The organism is Ruegeria sp. Alg231-54, assembly GCF_900143525.1.
In the GTDB taxonomy this organism is placed as follows: Bacteria; Pseudomonadota; Alphaproteobacteria; order Rhodobacterales; family Rhodobacteraceae; genus Ruegeria.
In genome coordinates this window covers 52,371-67,282 of record NZ_FREZ01000005.1, presented here as the reverse complement: position 1 = coordinate 67,282, position 14,912 = coordinate 52,371, and the positions used below count along the sequence as shown (strand labels likewise).

Annotated in this window: 14 protein-coding genes and 1 riboswitch; of the genes, 13 read left to right on the top strand and 1 reads right to left on the bottom strand. The window is 61.0% G+C overall.

The features are described from left to right. The first annotated feature begins 699 nt into the window (after positions 1-699). A riboswitch (cobalamin riboswitch) is annotated at positions 700-910 on the top strand. 94 nt (positions 911-1,004) lie between these two features. Genes DHN12_RS10945 through cobJ form a run of 7 tightly spaced genes read left to right on the top strand, consistent with a single transcriptional unit; the run spans position 1,005 to position 8,961 of the window. Further along, positions 1,005-1,385 (top strand): DUF1636 domain-containing protein, encoded by a 381-nt coding sequence (locus DHN12_RS10945; protein ID WP_108860238.1) that lies wholly within the window; start codon positions 1,005-1,007, stop codon positions 1,383-1,385. Then, positions 1,382-2,437, top strand: coding sequence for a cobalamin biosynthesis protein CobW (gene cobW, locus DHN12_RS10940; protein ID WP_108860237.1), 1,056 nt, complete (start codon positions 1,382-1,384; stop codon positions 2,435-2,437). The genes DHN12_RS10945 and cobW overlap by 4 nt, the downstream gene beginning before the upstream one ends. Before the next feature lie 3 nt (positions 2,438-2,440). Then, a complete protein-coding gene (cobN, locus tag DHN12_RS10935) occupies positions 2,441-5,734 on the top strand; it encodes a cobaltochelatase subunit CobN (RefSeq protein WP_108860236.1) in 3,294 nt (1,097 codons plus the stop codon). Then, entirely contained in the window at positions 5,731-6,858 is a 1,128-nt protein-coding gene (gene cobG / locus DHN12_RS10930; protein WP_108860235.1) for a precorrin-3B synthase, read from the top strand. The genes cobN and cobG overlap by 4 nt, the downstream gene beginning before the upstream one ends. After that, complete coding sequence (locus DHN12_RS10925) at positions 6,858-7,487, top strand: precorrin-8X methylmutase (protein WP_108860234.1); 630 nt, start codon at positions 6,858-6,860, stop codon at positions 7,485-7,487. The genes cobG and DHN12_RS10925 overlap by 1 nt, the downstream gene beginning before the upstream one ends. Beyond that, positions 7,484-8,212 (top strand): precorrin-2 C(20)-methyltransferase, encoded by a 729-nt coding sequence (locus DHN12_RS10920; protein ID WP_108860233.1) that lies wholly within the window; start codon positions 7,484-7,486, stop codon positions 8,210-8,212. The genes DHN12_RS10925 and DHN12_RS10920 overlap by 4 nt, the downstream gene beginning before the upstream one ends. Next, positions 8,209-8,961 carry a precorrin-3B C(17)-methyltransferase gene (gene cobJ, locus DHN12_RS10915; RefSeq protein ID WP_108860232.1) on the top strand — a complete coding sequence of 251 codons (753 nt, stop codon included), beginning with the start codon at positions 8,209-8,211 and terminating at the stop codon, positions 8,959-8,961. Before DHN12_RS10920 ends, cobJ begins: the two co-directional genes overlap by 4 nt. On the opposite strand, the gene DHN12_RS10910 is transcribed toward cobJ, so the two are convergent. Continuing rightward, positions 8,934-9,683, bottom strand: a complete 750-nt coding sequence (locus DHN12_RS10910; protein WP_108860231.1) for a cobalt-precorrin-6A reductase — start codon at positions 9,681-9,683, stop codon at positions 8,934-8,936. The two genes, cobJ and DHN12_RS10910, sit on opposite strands and share 28 nt — an antisense overlap. Here DHN12_RS10910 and cbiE point away from each other — a divergent pair. From cbiE to cobF, 6 genes are read left to right on the top strand one after another with little or no spacing between them, the layout of a single operon-like run. Next, on the top strand, positions 9,682-10,881 hold the full coding sequence (cbiE, locus tag DHN12_RS10905) for a precorrin-6y C5,15-methyltransferase (decarboxylating) subunit CbiE (RefSeq protein WP_108860230.1): 1,200 nt from the start codon (positions 9,682-9,684) through the stop codon (positions 10,879-10,881). The two genes, DHN12_RS10910 and cbiE, sit on opposite strands and share 2 nt — an antisense overlap. Further along, the gene (locus DHN12_RS10900) at positions 10,878-11,246 is read left to right on the top strand and encodes a cobalamin biosynthesis protein (protein WP_058274181.1); all 369 of its coding nucleotides are present in this window, start codon (positions 10,878-10,880) and stop codon (positions 11,244-11,246) included. Before cbiE ends, DHN12_RS10900 begins: the two co-directional genes overlap by 4 nt. After that, positions 11,243-12,037, top strand: coding sequence for a precorrin-4 C(11)-methyltransferase (gene cobM, locus DHN12_RS10895; protein WP_108860229.1), 795 nt, complete (start codon positions 11,243-11,245; stop codon positions 12,035-12,037). Before DHN12_RS10900 ends, cobM begins: the two co-directional genes overlap by 4 nt. After that, positions 12,030-13,358, top strand: a complete 1,329-nt coding sequence (locus tag DHN12_RS10890; RefSeq protein WP_108860228.1) for a cobyrinate a,c-diamide synthase — start codon at positions 12,030-12,032, stop codon at positions 13,356-13,358. Before cobM ends, DHN12_RS10890 begins: the two co-directional genes overlap by 8 nt. Then, entirely contained in the window at positions 13,355-14,083 is a 729-nt protein-coding gene (cobA, locus tag DHN12_RS10885) for a uroporphyrinogen-III C-methyltransferase (RefSeq protein WP_108860227.1), read from the top strand. Before DHN12_RS10890 ends, cobA begins: the two co-directional genes overlap by 4 nt. After that, positions 14,076-14,819: a precorrin-6A synthase (deacetylating) gene (gene cobF, locus DHN12_RS10880; protein WP_108860226.1), complete on the top strand. Its 744-nt coding sequence runs from the start codon at positions 14,076-14,078 to the stop codon at positions 14,817-14,819. The genes cobA and cobF overlap by 8 nt, the downstream gene beginning before the upstream one ends. Positions 14,820-14,912 lie beyond the last annotated feature (93 nt).

The window sequence follows — 14,912 nt, the reverse complement described above, 5'->3', positions numbered from 1 at the left end:
CGGTCGCGCCTATGGAAGTCGCTGACCCGTCCGCAAGGTAACTTTTGGCTGAGTCTAGTTGACAGTCGTGTGCACGATTTGCAATGTGTGCAACACAAAGTGCGACACAAACCTCAACCTCGCACTCGATTACTCAAGCCTTCCAATGGCTTAGAAAAATGGTAGCGGGTCCGGTACTCGCCTCCATTTATTTCCAAGCAATCCGCTTTCTGCTCTGCTTTCACAAATTTGGGCGTTTACAGTTTGGTATCAGGAGTTTCCTGGCCTCCGGAACAGCGCAACCGTCGGCGTTGATGTCTGGAGCTACATGCCTAAGTGGTTTGAAAGTATGACCAAAGGTTCAAACCCGCCTGCTTTGAACAAGCGACGTAGCGTATAGTGCGCAGGGTGGTTGAGGGAATTGTTTTGCCTCTGCCCAGTCCGTTCCAGTTTGCTATGTATTTAGCCCAAAGGTTCGCACCAAACGCGATTGCCCTAGGCGTGCCTGTTGTGATTGCGGGTCCAGCGATTCCATTTACACAACCGCACTACCTGATTGCCAAACCCGGAAGCGCTCAATCATCAGCGACGGCCGGGCTGAATTGCGCCTCGCTGCGTGATCGGATCGCATCGGATGCCGCTGACTGACTTCGGCAAGTCGCTTTTCTGACGTTGCGGGTTTTCAATCCCCAGTCGTGCTTGACAAGCCCCCTGCCCGTGCCGCATGTCGCATGCGTTGGTGTCCATCCCCGGATGGATGAAAAGGGAATGTGCCAGCGGTTATTCCGCCAAGCACAGCCGCCCCCGCGACCGTGACCGGAGAGGGTGCCCAAAGCCACTGGCCCAATAGGCCGGGAAGGCGGGACATCCGACAGAGGCTCGCCTCTGACATCCGCAAGCCGGGAGACCTGCCAGCACCCGAAGTTGAAACCGGGCGGGGTGTTCCGGTGTCGGGTCCATGTGCAGACGCGTGGCCCGCATGAAACCCCGTCCCCCGTATAAAAGGATTTAGGGGGATGAGAGACATGACCGAGACCGCACCAGTCGAGTTGCTGGTCTGCACGACATGCCGCCGTGGGTTACCCATCGAAGATGACGCCCAGCGACCCGGCACTTTGCTGCATAAAGCACTTGAACAGGCTGGCTTGCCGGACGGCGTCGACCTGAAACCGGTGGAATGTCTGTCGAACTGTGATCAGGGATGCTCGATCGCTTTGCGTGGCGGCCCGTCACGATGGACCTTCGTTTATGAAAACCTCGACGAAACCGACCATGTCGAGACCATCGTTGAAGGCGTCACCAAGTATCTGGCCGCTGAAGACGGTCTGGTGAAATGGCGCGAACGCCCCGAACATTTCCGCAAAAACTGTGCGGCCCGCATTCCCCCGATTGGAGCCCTGAAATGAGCAACCTTGAAAAACTCCCCGTCACTGTGATCACCGGCTTTCTGGGCTCAGGCAAAACCACGCTTGTCAAACACCTGATGCAGAACCCGCAGGGCAAGCGCCTGGCCGTTATCGTCAACGAGTTTGGCGATGTGGGTGTGGATGGCGATATCCTGAAATCCTGCGCCATTCCGGATTGCCCGGCGGAAAACATCATGGAACTTGCCAATGGCTGCATCTGCTGCACCGTAGCCGATGATTTCATCCCGACCATTGAGGCGCTGATGGCGCTGGAGCCGCGCCCCGATCACATACTGATCGAAACGTCCGGTCTCGCCCTGCCCAAGCCGCTGCTAAAAGCGTTTGATTGGCCGGATATCCGCTCGAAAATCACCGTCGATGGCGTGATCGCTCTGGCCGATGCCGAGGCCGTCGCCGCCGGGCGTTTCGCCCCTAACGTCGAAGCCGTGGAGGCCCAGCGCCTGGCCGATGACTCGATCGACCACGAAACGCCTCTGTCCGAGGTCTTCGAGGACCAGATCTCGTGCGCCGACATCATCCTGCTGACAAAACCCGATCTGGCCGGTCCGGAAGGCGTTGCCAAAGCCAAAGAGGTCATCGCGGCTGAGGCTCCGCGCCCGCTGCCCGTGGTTGAGGTTGCCGAAGGCGCCGTTGACGTGCGTGTCGTGCTGGGCCTCGAAGCCGCCGCCGAGGATGACATGGACGCGCGCCCGTCGCATCACGACGGCCACCACGACCACGAACACGACGATTTCGAAAGCATCATCGTCGAATTGCCCGAACAGACCGATTCGGCCCAGCTGGTCGCCAACATTGAACGTCTGGCCAATGAGCTGAACATTCTGCGCGTCAAAGGCTATGCCGCCGTTCAGGGCAAACCCATGCGTCTGCTGGTGCAGGCCGTTGGTGCCCGCGTGCGTCATCAGTACGACCGCCCGTGGGAGCCCGGCGAAGAGCGCCGCTCGCGTCTGGTGGTCATTGCCGAGCATGACGACATCAAAGAGGCCGCAATCCGCGATATCCTCGTGGGTGTGACCGAGGCCGCCGAGTAAGCCATGCACGTCGTCTTCCGCGAAAGCCACGGGTTAGAAGAAACCGAGACCCCGACCGATCTGGGCCAGAGCCCGGCGGATCTGGTGGTGCTGTCCTTTTCGGACAGCGACCTTGGCGCTTTCGCGGCAGGCTGGCATCGCGGTGGTGGTGCCGAAGGGCGGATGCCGACGATGCGGTTGGCCAATCTGACTGCGTTAAAACACCCGCTGTCCGTCGACACCTACGTCGAACAAACGCTCGAGGGCGCCAAGGGCATCCTGATCCGCCTCATCGGCGGTGTCCCTTACTGGTCCTACGGATTGCAGCAAGTTCTGGCGCTGGCACAGGCCAAGGGCATCGCGCTGGCCGTCCTACCCGCCGACGGGCGCGAGGACACGCGTCTGGATGACTACTCCACCCTGCCCGTCTCGACCCTGCGGCGGTTAGCGCATCTGTGTGACACTGGCGGCGAAGTCGCGGCGCAAGCGGCTTTGGCACAAATGGCGCTTGCGGCGGGGCTTTATGCCGGGCCGGTGATGGGCGCAAAGACCTTGCCAGAGTGCGGCGCTTGGTGCCCGGATCGTGGCGTAATCCCGATCGAAACAACGTTCACGAGCGACGCGAAGTGTATTCTGGTAACCTTCTATCGTGCTTATCTGACATCGGCAGACACTGCCCCGGTCGCAGCCCTGATCCGCCGTTTGCGAGAGCGAGGCATCGAAGCTGTAGGCATGTTCGCCCCCTCGCTAAAAGCACCTGCAGCCGCCGATTGGCTGCGCGAGAATATCGCCTCCATTGAACCGGCGGCCATCATCAACGCAACCTCGTTCTCGGGCAAAGGCGCATCCGGCACCTCGCCACTAGACGCCGCCAATGTGCCGGTGTTTCAGGTTGCTCTGGCCACCTCACGCCGCCAGGCTTGGGCGGAGGCAGAGCGCGGTCTTTCGCCCGCTGATCTAGCGATGCATGTCGTATTGCCCGAAGTGGACGGTCGGATCTCGGCTGGCATTGCCTCGTTCAAGGAACCGGGCAAACGCGACCCCCATCTGGAGTATTCCCGCTTTGCTCACCGGGCTGAACCGGAACGGATCGAGGCCATCATCGACAGGGTCACCGGCTGGCTGAACCTGAACGACAAACCCAAAGAGGATCAGGTACCCGCCTTGGTGCTGTCCACTTATCCCGGCAAAGATTGGCAGATGGCACATGCGGTAGGCCTCGACGCACTGGCATCAGCCGAGGCGATGCTGGCCGACGTGCAGGGCGAAGGGTATGACACTGCGCCTGCAGAGCCGATTTCTGATACGTTGTTGGACGCGCGGATTACGTGGTCGCTTGGCGAATATCTGACTGCGCTGGCAGAATTGCCGGAACAACTGCGCGAAGACCTCGAAACCGTCTGGGGCAAGACCGAAGATGATCCCGCCTTTGCAGATGGCGCGTTCCACTTCACTGCTCTGCGCCGCGGCAAAGCGCTGGTCGCGTTGCAACCTGAACGCGGCACGCCCGAGTTGCGTGATGACGACTACCATGACCTGTCGCGTACCCCGCGCCACAGCTACGTGGCCTTCTACCTTTGGGTGCGCAAAGGTCTTGGTGCAGATGCACTGATCCATATCGGCGCGCACGGTACGCTGGAATGGCTGCCAGGCAAATCTGTGGCGCTGTCCAACGAATGCTGGCCCGAGGTATTGATCGGCGATCTACCTGTCATCTACCCCTTCATCGTCAACGACCCCGGCGAGGCCGCGCAGGCCAAGCGCCGGATCGGGGCGGTCACGCTCGGCCATATCCCACCGCCAATGAAGGAAAGCGGTACCCCGGATCGGATGGTTCGGCTGGAATCGCTGCTGGATGAGTTTTCGAATGCCGACGGGCTGGACCCCAAGCGCCGCGATCGCCTGCAAGAAGATATTCGGGACGAAGCGCAAGCCATCGGGCTGGAGAACGACCTCGGTCTCGATCAGGCCACCTGCATCGCCGAGGCGATCACCCGGATCGATCGTTTCGTCTGTGACATCAAGGAAAGCCAGTTCGGAGACGGGCTGCATATCTTTGGACGTGTGCCCGAAGCCACCGCCAATTTTGACACGGCTCCTTCTGCCCATGCCGAACGCATGGCATTGATCGACGCGCTAGCAGGAAAACGGATTGAAGCAGGCCCGTCCGGGTCTCCCTACCGCGGACGGTCAGACGTCCTGCCCACCGGGCGCAATCTGTATACCACCGATCCGCGCTCAGTCCCCACCCGTGCAGCCTATACCCAAGGCGTGAAGCTGGCCGAAGAATTGGTGCGGCGACACCTGCAGGAAGAGGGTGATTATCCCAAGGGGCTGATCGTTGATCTCTGGGGTTCAGCCACGATGCGCACAGCGGGCGAAGAGTTTGCCATGGCGCTGCACTTGCTGGGCGTCAAACCCGTTTGGGACAAAGGGTCCGAGCGGGTGTCGGGCATCGAAGTGCTACCTATCACTGACCTCAGTCGCCCACGTCTGGACGTGACCTTGCGCGTCTCAGGCTTGTTCCGCGATGTGTTCCCGACCCTTTCAGCGCTTTATGGTCAAGCTGTTCGCGCGTTGTCGGATCGCGATGAAGCCCCGGACTGGAACCCTTATGCCGGACAGGCCCCGGCGGCGCGCGTCTTTGGCCCGGCCCCGGGCAGCTATGGCGTGAACATGACCCAGCTGTCCGAAATCTATACGGATGAGGCCCGCGCGCAGGCGGGTGAGGCATGGCTTGAGGCCAGCTCTTTCGCTTTGGAAGGCGAACACATCACACAGGATATGGACGGCATCACCCAACGGGTCACGAATGCCGACAGTTTCGTGCACCTGCAGGATCTGACCGAAACCGATCTGCTGTTGGCCAACGACTATGCCACGCACGAGGCTGGTTTCGCCGCTGCCAAGACAGTCACCGGTGGTACGGCGCAGCTATACCATCTGGACAACACCAACCCGGATAACCCGCGCGCCCGAACGCTGCCTGAAGAAATCAGCCGTGTGGTTCATGCCCGTGCCGCCAACCCGAACTGGATTGCAGGCATGCAAAGGCATGGCTTCCGGGGCGCTGCCGAAATTGCGGCGACACTGGATCACATGGCCTCTTTCGCCCATCTGTCAGGCACGGTCGCGCCGCATCTGTTCGACCTCTATCACGACGCCACTTTGGGCGACGCCGAGGTCGAGGCGTTTTTGCAAGAGGCCAACCCGCGCGCGTATCAGGCGATGCAGGACAGGTTCCGCGCGTTGTTGGACGCGGGCCTTTGGAACACCCGCCGCAACTCGATCCGGGCCGATCTGGAGGGGCTGGGATGAGCGCCCCGGTCGTTCAGGGTTGGTGCCCCGGCGCGCATCGGCCGATGATGTCGGGCGATGGTCTGGTGGTTCGGGTGCGCCCGCGTCTGGCCCGTTTGAGCGCCGAACAAACACGTGGTCTTTGTGAGTTGGCCGAGCGATTTGGCAATGGCACAATCGACCTGACCAACCGCGCCAATATACAGCTGCGCGGGGTAAAAGAAGACGATCATCAAGCATTGCTGACCGAGCTGGCCGCGCTGAACCTTTTGGATGCTGAGCCCGGTATTGAAGTGCGCCGCAATATCCTGGTGTCGCCCCTATACAGATCAGGTGATCGAACCGCACAGCTGACACAGGAACTGATCGATCGGTTGGAGGAATTGCCGACTCTGCCCGCCAAATTCGGCTTTGCCATCGACACTGGCCCGAAACGCCTGTTGGCGGCGGATTCGGCCGATATCCGGGTCGAGGCAGGCACTGATGGCCTCATCTTGCGCGCCGACGGGGCCAAGACTGGCTGCCGGGTCACAGAAACCAACGCAATTGACCGGCTTATCGCTCTGGCCGGATGGTTTTCCGAACGTTTCACGCCGGAAACCCGCCGCATGGCGCGGGTGGCCGCGACGCAGGATTTCCCTGCGGAGTGGCAAGGCAGCGCGCCCGGTGACATCGGCACACCGCCGCAGCCCGGCGTCTGCGATCTGGGGGTGTTGTATGGCGCGGCGTTCGGACAATTGCCGGCGCGACAGCTCTCTGACCTCATTGCAGAAAGCGGGGCGTCTGCCTTGCGGGTCACCCCATGGCGGCTGATCCTGCTGGAAGGCGGGGCGGCGATACAAGCACCGGACTTTGTCATAGATGGCACAGACCCGCTGATGACAACCGACGCCTGCCCCGGCGCGCCGTTCTGCCCGCAAGCTCAGGTGGAAACCCGCGAAGTTGCCCGCATCTTGGCCGCCCAAATCCCTGGAAGTTTGCACGTATCCGGTTGCGCCAAAGGCTGCGCGCGCATGGGTCCGGCAAATGTCACACTGGTCGGCAACGACGGACGATTTGATCTTGTCAAAAACGGTCGCGCGGGGGATGAGCCGTCCCAACGCGGGCTGACACCCGAAACACTTATGACTATGGACCTCACCTGATGCCCTATGAATACGAAACCGACGGCGCAGCGATCTATAAGCAAAGCTTTGCCACAATCCGGTCCGAGGCCGATCTGGCGCGTTTTGACGCTGATGAAGAGCAGGTTGCGGTTCGCATGATCCACGCCGCCGGAATGGTCGGTCTGGAAGAATTCGTACATTTTTCGCCCGGTTTCGTGCCAGCCGCACGGACAGCACTAGAGAACGGCGCGCCGATCCTATGCGACGCGCGAATGGTCAGCGAAGGTGTGACCCGGTTCCGCCTGCCAGCGAATAATGAGGTAATCTGCACTTTGCACGACGAACGTGTGCGCCCGCTGGCGGCCAAGATGAGCAATACCCGCTCTGCCGCCGCGCTGGAACTGTGGCGTCCGCATCTTGAGGGCGCTTTGGTTGCTATCGGGAATGCGCCCACCGCTCTGTTCCACTTGCTGAATATGCTGGAAGACCCCGACTGCCCACGCCCGGCCGCTATCATCGGGTGCCCGGTGGGCTTTGTCGGTGCCGTCGAATCCAAGGACGCATTGTGGGAGGCGCAGCCAGTACCCTCTTGCATCGTCAAAGGCCGTCTGGGCGGCAGCGCCATCACCGTGGCCGCAATCAACGCCATTGCGAGCCGCACCGAATGAGCGGCGGCAAGATATACGGCGTGGGCCTTGGTCCCGGTGATCCGGACCTGATGAGCGTGCGGGCCGACCGCCTGCTCCGCAATGCGCGCCACGTCGCGTTCTTTCGCAAGCCCGGTCGCAGCGGTCAGGCGCGCAAGATCGTCAATGGGATGATCCCGGACGGCGCTGTTGAGTTTCCCATGGAATACCCTGTCACTACGGAAATTCCACTGGATGATCCGCGCTATAACGAATTGCTCTCGGCCTTTTACAAGGACTGCGCCGGGCACTTGAAGGCTCTGTCGGATCAGGGCGAGGACGTGGTGGTTTTGTGCGAGGGCGATCCGTTTTTCTATGGGTCTTTCATGCACCTTTACAGCCGCTTGCGCGATCAGGCTGATGTTGAGGTCGTGCCAGCCATCACCGGAATGTCCGGCGCGTGGACCGCAACGGGTAATCCGATCACTTGGGGCGATGATGTGCTGACAGTACTAGTCGGCACCTTGCCCGAAGAAGATCTGGCAATTCGCATGGCGCAGACTGACGCTTTGGTTGTCATGAAAATCGGGCGCAATATCGACAAGGTGAAGCGCGCGCTGAAAACAGCCGGTTTGTATGACCGCGCATGGATTGTCGAGTTTGCTCAGATGCCGAACCAGGTGGTGACGAAACTGTCCGAGGCATGCGAAAAGGTGACGCCCTATTTCTCGATCATCATCGTGCATGGTCAGGGACGGCGGCCATGAGTGGTTGGATCAAGATTGCGGGCCTGGGGCCTGGTAACGAAGATCTCGTAACCCCCGAGGTTTCAGCCGCGTTGACGGATGCCACGGACGTGGTCGGGTACATCCCCTATGTCGCGCGCGTGGCCGAGCGCCCTGGTCTGACGTTGCACGCCAGCGACAACCGGGTCGAGATCGACCGATCCCAACACGCGTTGCAGATGGCGGCTGAGGGCAAACGCGTGGTCGTTGTCTCCTCGGGCGATCCCGGTGTGTTCGCCATGGCGGCTGCGGTGTTCGAAGCCTTGGAAAACGGTCCCGCCGAGTGGCGTAACATCCACATAGACGTCCTTCCCGGCATAACCGCGATGCTGGCGGCATCCGCGCGGGCCGGGGCACCGCTGGGTCATGATTTCTGTGCCATCAACCTCAGCGACAATCTGAAACCCTGGTCGCTGGTTGAAAAACGTCTTCGCCTAGCAGCGCAGGCGGATTTCGCGATGGCGTTTTACAACCCGCGCTCAAAATCCCGCCCGGAAGGCTTTGTAAAAACACTGGAAATCCTACGCGAAGAATGCGAGCCCGAGCGCCTAATCCTGTTCGCGCGTGCCGTATCCCGCGCGGATGAGGCGATCCGGATTTCAACACTGGCCGAGGCGACGCCTGACATGGCTGACATGCAAACCGTCGTCATTGTTGGGTCATCCCTGACGCGCGTCATCAACCGTGACAGCGCGCCGATCGTCTATACCCCGAGGTTCACCCCGGAATGAACCAACCAGTCCAGAACCTGCGTCACGTTCGACAATTCGGTCCTTTGCGGAAGGGTCGGCCTGTCAATCATCAGCACCGGTACGCCCAGAGCGCGCGCGGCATCCAGCTTGGCGCGTGCACCGGTGCCGCCAGAGTTCTTGGACACAACCAGTTCAATGCCATGCTGCAGCATCAGCGCCCGGTCCCCTGCTTCGGTGAAAGGTCCGCGCGACACGATCGCCTCGCAATCGGGCAGCGGCAGTGCATCCGGTTCATCCACCAGCCTCAGCAAGAAGTGATGTTGGGGCTGAGCCGCGAAATCTTCAAGATGCAGGCGGCCAACGGCCAGAAAAACGCGCCGTTTTGGACCGCTCAAGGCGGTAACCGCCGCGCCTATATCAGAAACGTGCTGCCAACGATCTTCGTCCTGCGCGCGCCATGCCGGGCGCGTCAAAGCGGCCAGGGGCACCTCGGCCTCGCGACACGCAGAAATGGCGTTTGTGCTCATTTGCGCGGCAAAGGGATGGGTGGCATCGACTACATGAGTGATCGCGTGGTCCGTCAGGTAACGGGTCAGGCCTTCGACGCCGCCGAACCCTCCAACACGCACCGGCAGGGGCTGCGGTCTTGGATTGTCTACCCGACCGGCATAGGAATAGGTTGCCGGGATGCCCTGATCGGCCAAGGTTTTGGCCAGTGCATTTGCCTCGGTCGTGCCACCAAGGATCAGGAGGTTGGTCATGCATGAAGCTCCGTGGCTAAGCGTTTTGGGCTTGGGCGAAGATGGACTGGATGGCCTGTCACCCGCAAGTCGTCAAGTGCTGGAGCGTGCCGAAATCATCATGGGCCCGCCGCGCCATTTGTCACTGATCCCCGACACAGGCGCACAGCGCGTAGATTGGCCCGTGCCTTTTTCCAACGGCCTGCCGATCCTGACCGGGTTTCGCGGACGCCCAACGGTTGTTCTGGCCTCGGGCGATCCGTTCTGGTTCGGCGCGGGTTCGGTAATCGCGCGCAATTTCGACGCCGGAGAATGGACAGCCCATCCGGGTCAGTCCACGTTCTCGCTCGCCGCCGCGCGTCTGGGCTGGCCGTTGGAAAGCACGCAGACATTTGGTCTGCACGCCGCCCCGCTGACCCGTCTGCGCCCGCATCTTTCGCCTGGATTGCGCGCCATCCTGCTGCTGCGCAACGGCGCTGCGGTGGCCGAGCTTGCGACATATCTGAACGAAACTGGGTTTGCCGATACGCAATTGCATGTCATGGAAGCCCTTGGCGGCCCCCGCGAACGGTCGCGCAGCGTGTCGCTGACCGAAGCCCTGCTGGGCGGGTTCGACCATCCGGTCTGCGTTGGGCTTGAAGTTGCGGGTGAAGGACAGGCGCTGCCCAAGGCCTCGGGTAAGCCGGATGATATCTTCGAGAATGATGGCCAGATCACCAAACGCCCCGTGCGGGCGCTGACCCTGTCGGCGCTGGCCCCCAAGCGCGGCGAGCATCTGTGGGATATCGGCGGCGGCACCGGCTCGATCAGCATCGAGTGGCTGATGTGCGACCCGACTCTGACCGCAACCACGATCGAACCCCGCGAGGATCGCGCGGACCGCATTCGCCGAAATGCCGACACGTTAGGGCAAGACCGGCTGCAAGTTGTGCATGGCACAGCGCCAACCGCACTGGACGGCCTTGGGTTTCCGGATGTGGTATTCATCGGCGGCGGCCTGAGTACCGAATTGCTGAATTGGTTGCACACCGCCCTGCCCGCCGGCACCAGGTTGGTCGCCAATGCTGTGACGCTGGAAAGCGAAGCCTTACTGGCGCAATGGCACGAAAAACTAGGCGGAGAACTTTTGCGCATCGAACTGGCGCAGGCTTCGGCACTGGGACCTCGGCGCGGCTGGAAATCTGCATATCCGGTGGTGCAGTGGAGCGTAATCCTATGATCATCGCAGGTTTGGGGTTTTCATCAACTGCGACTGTGGACAGCCTGCGCGCTGTATTTGAGCGGGCCAGCGTTGGGCAAAACGTCGACGCGCTGGCCACTGTTGCCGACAAGGAAGGTCACGCCGCGCTGTCGGAGTTTGCTGCAGAGACCGCCCTGCCCTTGCATTTCATCGCTGCTGCCGATCTGGCGGGACAGCGCACTCTCACCTGCTCGAACCGCAGTCGAGCCATCTATGGCACCGGCAGCGTAGCTGAAGCATCCGCCCTTGCCGCCGCCGGAACAGGCGCGCGGCTGACCTCACCCAGACAGATTTCGGACGACCGGCTTGCAACCTGCGCCGTCGCCATCGGAGGACAAACATGACCGTTCATTTCATCGGCGCCGGACCCGGCGCTGCCGACCTTCTGACCCTGCGGGGGCGTGATATCATCGCGTCGTGCCCGGTGTGCCTGTATGCAGGATCGCTGGTGCCCGAAGAGATTCTGGTCCACTGCCCCGAGGGCGCAAAGATCATCAACACCGCGCCAATGGATCTGGATCAGATCATGGCCGAGATTGAGGCAGTGCATAAGGCTGGCCATGACATTGCACGTCTGCATTCCGGCGACCTGTCGGTTTGGTCGGCGATGGGCGAACAGATCCGGCGATTGAAAGAGATGGGCATTCCGGTCAGCGTGACCCCCGGTGTACCGTCGTTCGCCGCAGCGGCTGCTTCGCTGGGAACGGAACTGACCTTGCCCGGATTGGCGCAATCTGTGGTCCTGACCCGGACGCCCGGCCGCGCATCTTCAATGCCCGAAGGCGAAACTCTTGAGAACTTTGCCCGCACCGGCGCAACTCTGGCCATTCACCTGTCGATCGGAAATCTGGACAGTGTGATCGCGGACCTTACCCCGGCCTATGGAGCTGACTGCCCGGTGGCAGTGGTATATCGCGCCAGCTGGCCGGACGAACGGATCATTCGCGCCACGTTGGCGACCCTGAAAGACGCGCTGGGCGAGAGTATCTCTCGCACCGCTCTGATCATGGTTGGCCCAGCACTTGCGGGCGAAGGCTTTGACGAAAGCTGTCTCTATTCAAAAGATTACGACCGCAGGTATCGCCCGCAAAGCGCGGACAGCCCGTGGTCAAGCTGGAGCCCCGAGAATGAATGACGGGATGACCAACCCTCCGGGACTACTGATTTCTGCGCCGTCTTCCGGGACGGGCAAAACCACCGTCATGCTAGGTCTTCTGCGTGCGCTTGCCGAGGATGGCCTGACGGTGCAACCGTTCAAGAGCGGACCGGACTATATCGATCCAGCCTTTCACCGTGCGGCAGCGGGGCGGGCTTCGTTCAACCTGGACAGCTGGGCGATGGCCGATCCGTTGCTGAACGCGATTTCAGCGCAAGCCGAGGGCGCGGATATCGTCGTGGCCGAAGGGTCGATGGGCCTTTTCGACGGTGTTGCCAAGCCCGGAGAGATTGGGCATGGATCTAGCGCCGAAACCGCACAGCGTATGGGATGGCCTGTGGTCCTGGTGCTGGATGTGGGCGGTCAGGCCCAATCTGCGGCGGCCACTGCGCTGGGATTTCGGATGTACAATCCCGACCTGCCCTTTGCCGGTGTGATCCTGAACCGCTGCGCCAGCCCGCGTCACGAGCGCCTGACCCGTTTGGGAATGGAGCGCGCGGGCCTGCCGGTACTGGGCGTGTTGCCTCGGCGTGGAGATCTGACCCTGCCCGAGCGGCATCTTGGGTTGATTCAGGCGGTTGAGCACCCGGATCTGGAAAGCGCGATTGCCGGATACGCCACATTCTTGCGCGAGCATGTGGATCTTGAGGCGATCAAGGCGGCGGCTTCCTCAGGCCCCAATGGGCCATCGTCAGCCGCGCTGCCGCGCCCCCCGGCACAGCGGATCGCGCTGGCACGAGATGCGGCGTTTTCGTTCACCTACCCGCATTTGCTGGAAGGCTGGCGCGCAGCAGGGGCGGAAATTCTGCCGTTTTCACCGCTGGCCAACGAATCCCCGGCTACGGATGCCGATATGGTCTGGTTGCCCGGTGGCTATCCTGAATTGCACGCGGGCACTTTGGCTGCTGCCGACACATTCCTGAGCGGTCTGCGCAAACATGCAGAGACAAAACCCGTTCATGGTGAGTGCGGTGGGTATATGGCCTTAGGCGAAGCTCTGGTTGACAAGGAAGGGGTCCGACATCAAATGGCGGGTCTGCTTGGGCTCGTGACCTCCTATGAGAAGCGAAAGTTCAATCTTGGTTATCGCAAGGCGCAATTGTTGGCCCCAATGGCAGGTTTTGCCGCCGAAGCTACATTGCGTGGCCATGAGTTTCACTATTCTTCGATCCTCGAGCAACCCGACGCACCTTTGGCACGGGTGTTCGATGCTGAAGGTGTTGAGGGACCACAAACCGGATCAATTCGCGGCAACGTGACCGGAACATTCTTTCATCTGATCGCTGAGGCCCAGGCATGAGCGGTTTCGTTTCGTTCATTGGCTCTGGTCCCGGGGATCCGGAACTGCTGACGCTTAAAGCCGTGGATCGGATGCAAAAGGCAGACGCGGTGCTGTTCGATGACCTCAGCAGTGGCCCAATCCTGAGCCATGCGCATCAGGACGCAGACCTTGTTGGGGTCGGCAAACGCGCCGGTCGCCCGTCACCGAAACAAGACCACGTCAGCCGCCTGTTGGTGGACTACGCCAATAACGGTGCCCGCGTCGTGCGACTGAAATCAGGCGATGGCGGTCTGTTTGGACGTCTGGAAGAAGAACTGGTGGCGCTGCGCGAAGCAGGGATCGAATACGAGATTATCCCCGGCATCCCTTCGGCGGTTGCCGCAGCGGCGGCGGCTGGCATTCCCCTGACACGGCGGCTCACGGCGCGCCGCGTACAATTCGTCACCGGCCACGATGTCAGTGGCAAGCTGCCCGATGATCTGAATCTGACCGCCCTTGCCGACCCAGATGCCACAACCGTTGTATTCATGGGCAAGCGCACATTTCCTTTACTGGTCAAGGCACTGAATGAACATGGCTTGCCGCTGGAGACACCGGCGCTGATGGCCGAATCCGTTTCGACCCCGGATCAGGTGCTACACCGATCCACGGTTGGTGAGTTGGCGGACAAGCTGGGCGCTGAGATCGGCACGGCCCCTGCCCTGATCCTCTATGGCCCTCTGGCAGAGACCGACAATGTTTGACTTAACTCTGATCGGTATTGGCACCGGCAATCCGGACCACCTGACGTTTCAAGGCGCTAGTGCCATTCGGGACGCAGACCTGATCCTGATCCCGCGCAAGGGCGAGAACAAGGCCGATCTTGCCGGGCTGCGGGAAGAGATTATCGCTCAGGTTAGCGATACCCCTCCACAGATCGCATATTTTGATATTCCCAAACGACGCGCCGATGATGGGTATCTGCGTGGCGTGGATGAATGGCACGATGCAATCGCACTGCGGTGGCAGGAGGCAATCGCGGCACATCCTGATGCTAAACGGGTTGCTCTGTTGATCTGGGGTGATCCGTCGCTTTATGACAGTTCGCTGCGCATCGCCTCGCGGCTGCAACCCCAACCGGAGACGCGTGTAATCCCTGGTATCACCGCGCTTCAGGCACTGACCGCGGCGCATGCGATACCAATCAACGATCTGGGCGCCCCGTATGTCGTGACCACCGGTCGGCGCATTCGGGATGAAGGCTGGCCGCCTAACGCCTCGAAAGTGGCTGTTATGCTGGACGGCGAATGTTCGTTCCAAAGCCTTAAGATGGCAGGCTATGATATCTGGTGGGGCGCTTATGTGGGGATGAAGGAAGAAATCCTGATCCACGGTCCTTTGGCTGATATGGCGCCGCAGATAGTCGAAACGCGCGCAAAAGCGCGGGCGGATCACGGCTGGATCATGGACATCTATCTCCTGAAAAGGCGCGTGGAGTGATCCGAAGGCAACTTCTGCGGCTGCTACCCACGGGATTGTGACTGCGCGAAATACGAGTTTCTGGCATCAATTTCGTACCCATACCCATGAGGA

Excerpts from the sequence above, each read along its gene's own strand:
- DHN12_RS10945 (WP_108860238.1), top strand. The coding sequence starts at position 1,005 with ATGACCGAGACCGCACCAGTCGAGTTGCTGGTCTGCACGACATGCCGC.
- cobW (WP_108860237.1), top strand. The coding sequence starts at position 1,382 with ATGAGCAACCTTGAAAAACTCCCCGTCACTGTGATCACCGGCTTTCTG.
- cobN (WP_108860236.1), top strand. The coding sequence starts at position 2,441 with ATGCACGTCGTCTTCCGCGAAAGCCACGGGTTAGAAGAAACCGAGACC.
- cobG (WP_108860235.1), top strand. The coding sequence starts at position 5,731 with ATGAGCGCCCCGGTCGTTCAGGGTTGGTGCCCCGGCGCGCATCGGCCG.
- DHN12_RS10925 (WP_108860234.1), top strand. The coding sequence starts at position 6,858 with ATGCCCTATGAATACGAAACCGACGGCGCAGCGATCTATAAGCAAAGC.
- DHN12_RS10920 (WP_108860233.1), top strand. The coding sequence starts at position 7,484 with ATGAGCGGCGGCAAGATATACGGCGTGGGCCTTGGTCCCGGTGATCCG.
- cobJ (WP_108860232.1), top strand. The coding sequence starts at position 8,209 with ATGAGTGGTTGGATCAAGATTGCGGGCCTGGGGCCTGGTAACGAAGAT.
- cbiE (WP_108860230.1), top strand. The coding sequence starts at position 9,682 with ATGCATGAAGCTCCGTGGCTAAGCGTTTTGGGCTTGGGCGAAGATGGA.
- DHN12_RS10910 (WP_108860231.1), bottom strand. The coding sequence starts at position 9,683 with ATGACCAACCTCCTGATCCTTGGTGGCACGACCGAGGCAAATGCACTG.
- DHN12_RS10900 (WP_058274181.1), top strand. The coding sequence starts at position 10,878 with ATGATCATCGCAGGTTTGGGGTTTTCATCAACTGCGACTGTGGACAGC.
- cobM (WP_108860229.1), top strand. The coding sequence starts at position 11,243 with ATGACCGTTCATTTCATCGGCGCCGGACCCGGCGCTGCCGACCTTCTG.
- DHN12_RS10890 (WP_108860228.1), top strand. The coding sequence starts at position 12,030 with ATGAATGACGGGATGACCAACCCTCCGGGACTACTGATTTCTGCGCCG.
- cobA (WP_108860227.1), top strand. The coding sequence starts at position 13,355 with ATGAGCGGTTTCGTTTCGTTCATTGGCTCTGGTCCCGGGGATCCGGAA.
- cobF (WP_108860226.1), top strand. The coding sequence starts at position 14,076 with ATGTTTGACTTAACTCTGATCGGTATTGGCACCGGCAATCCGGACCAC.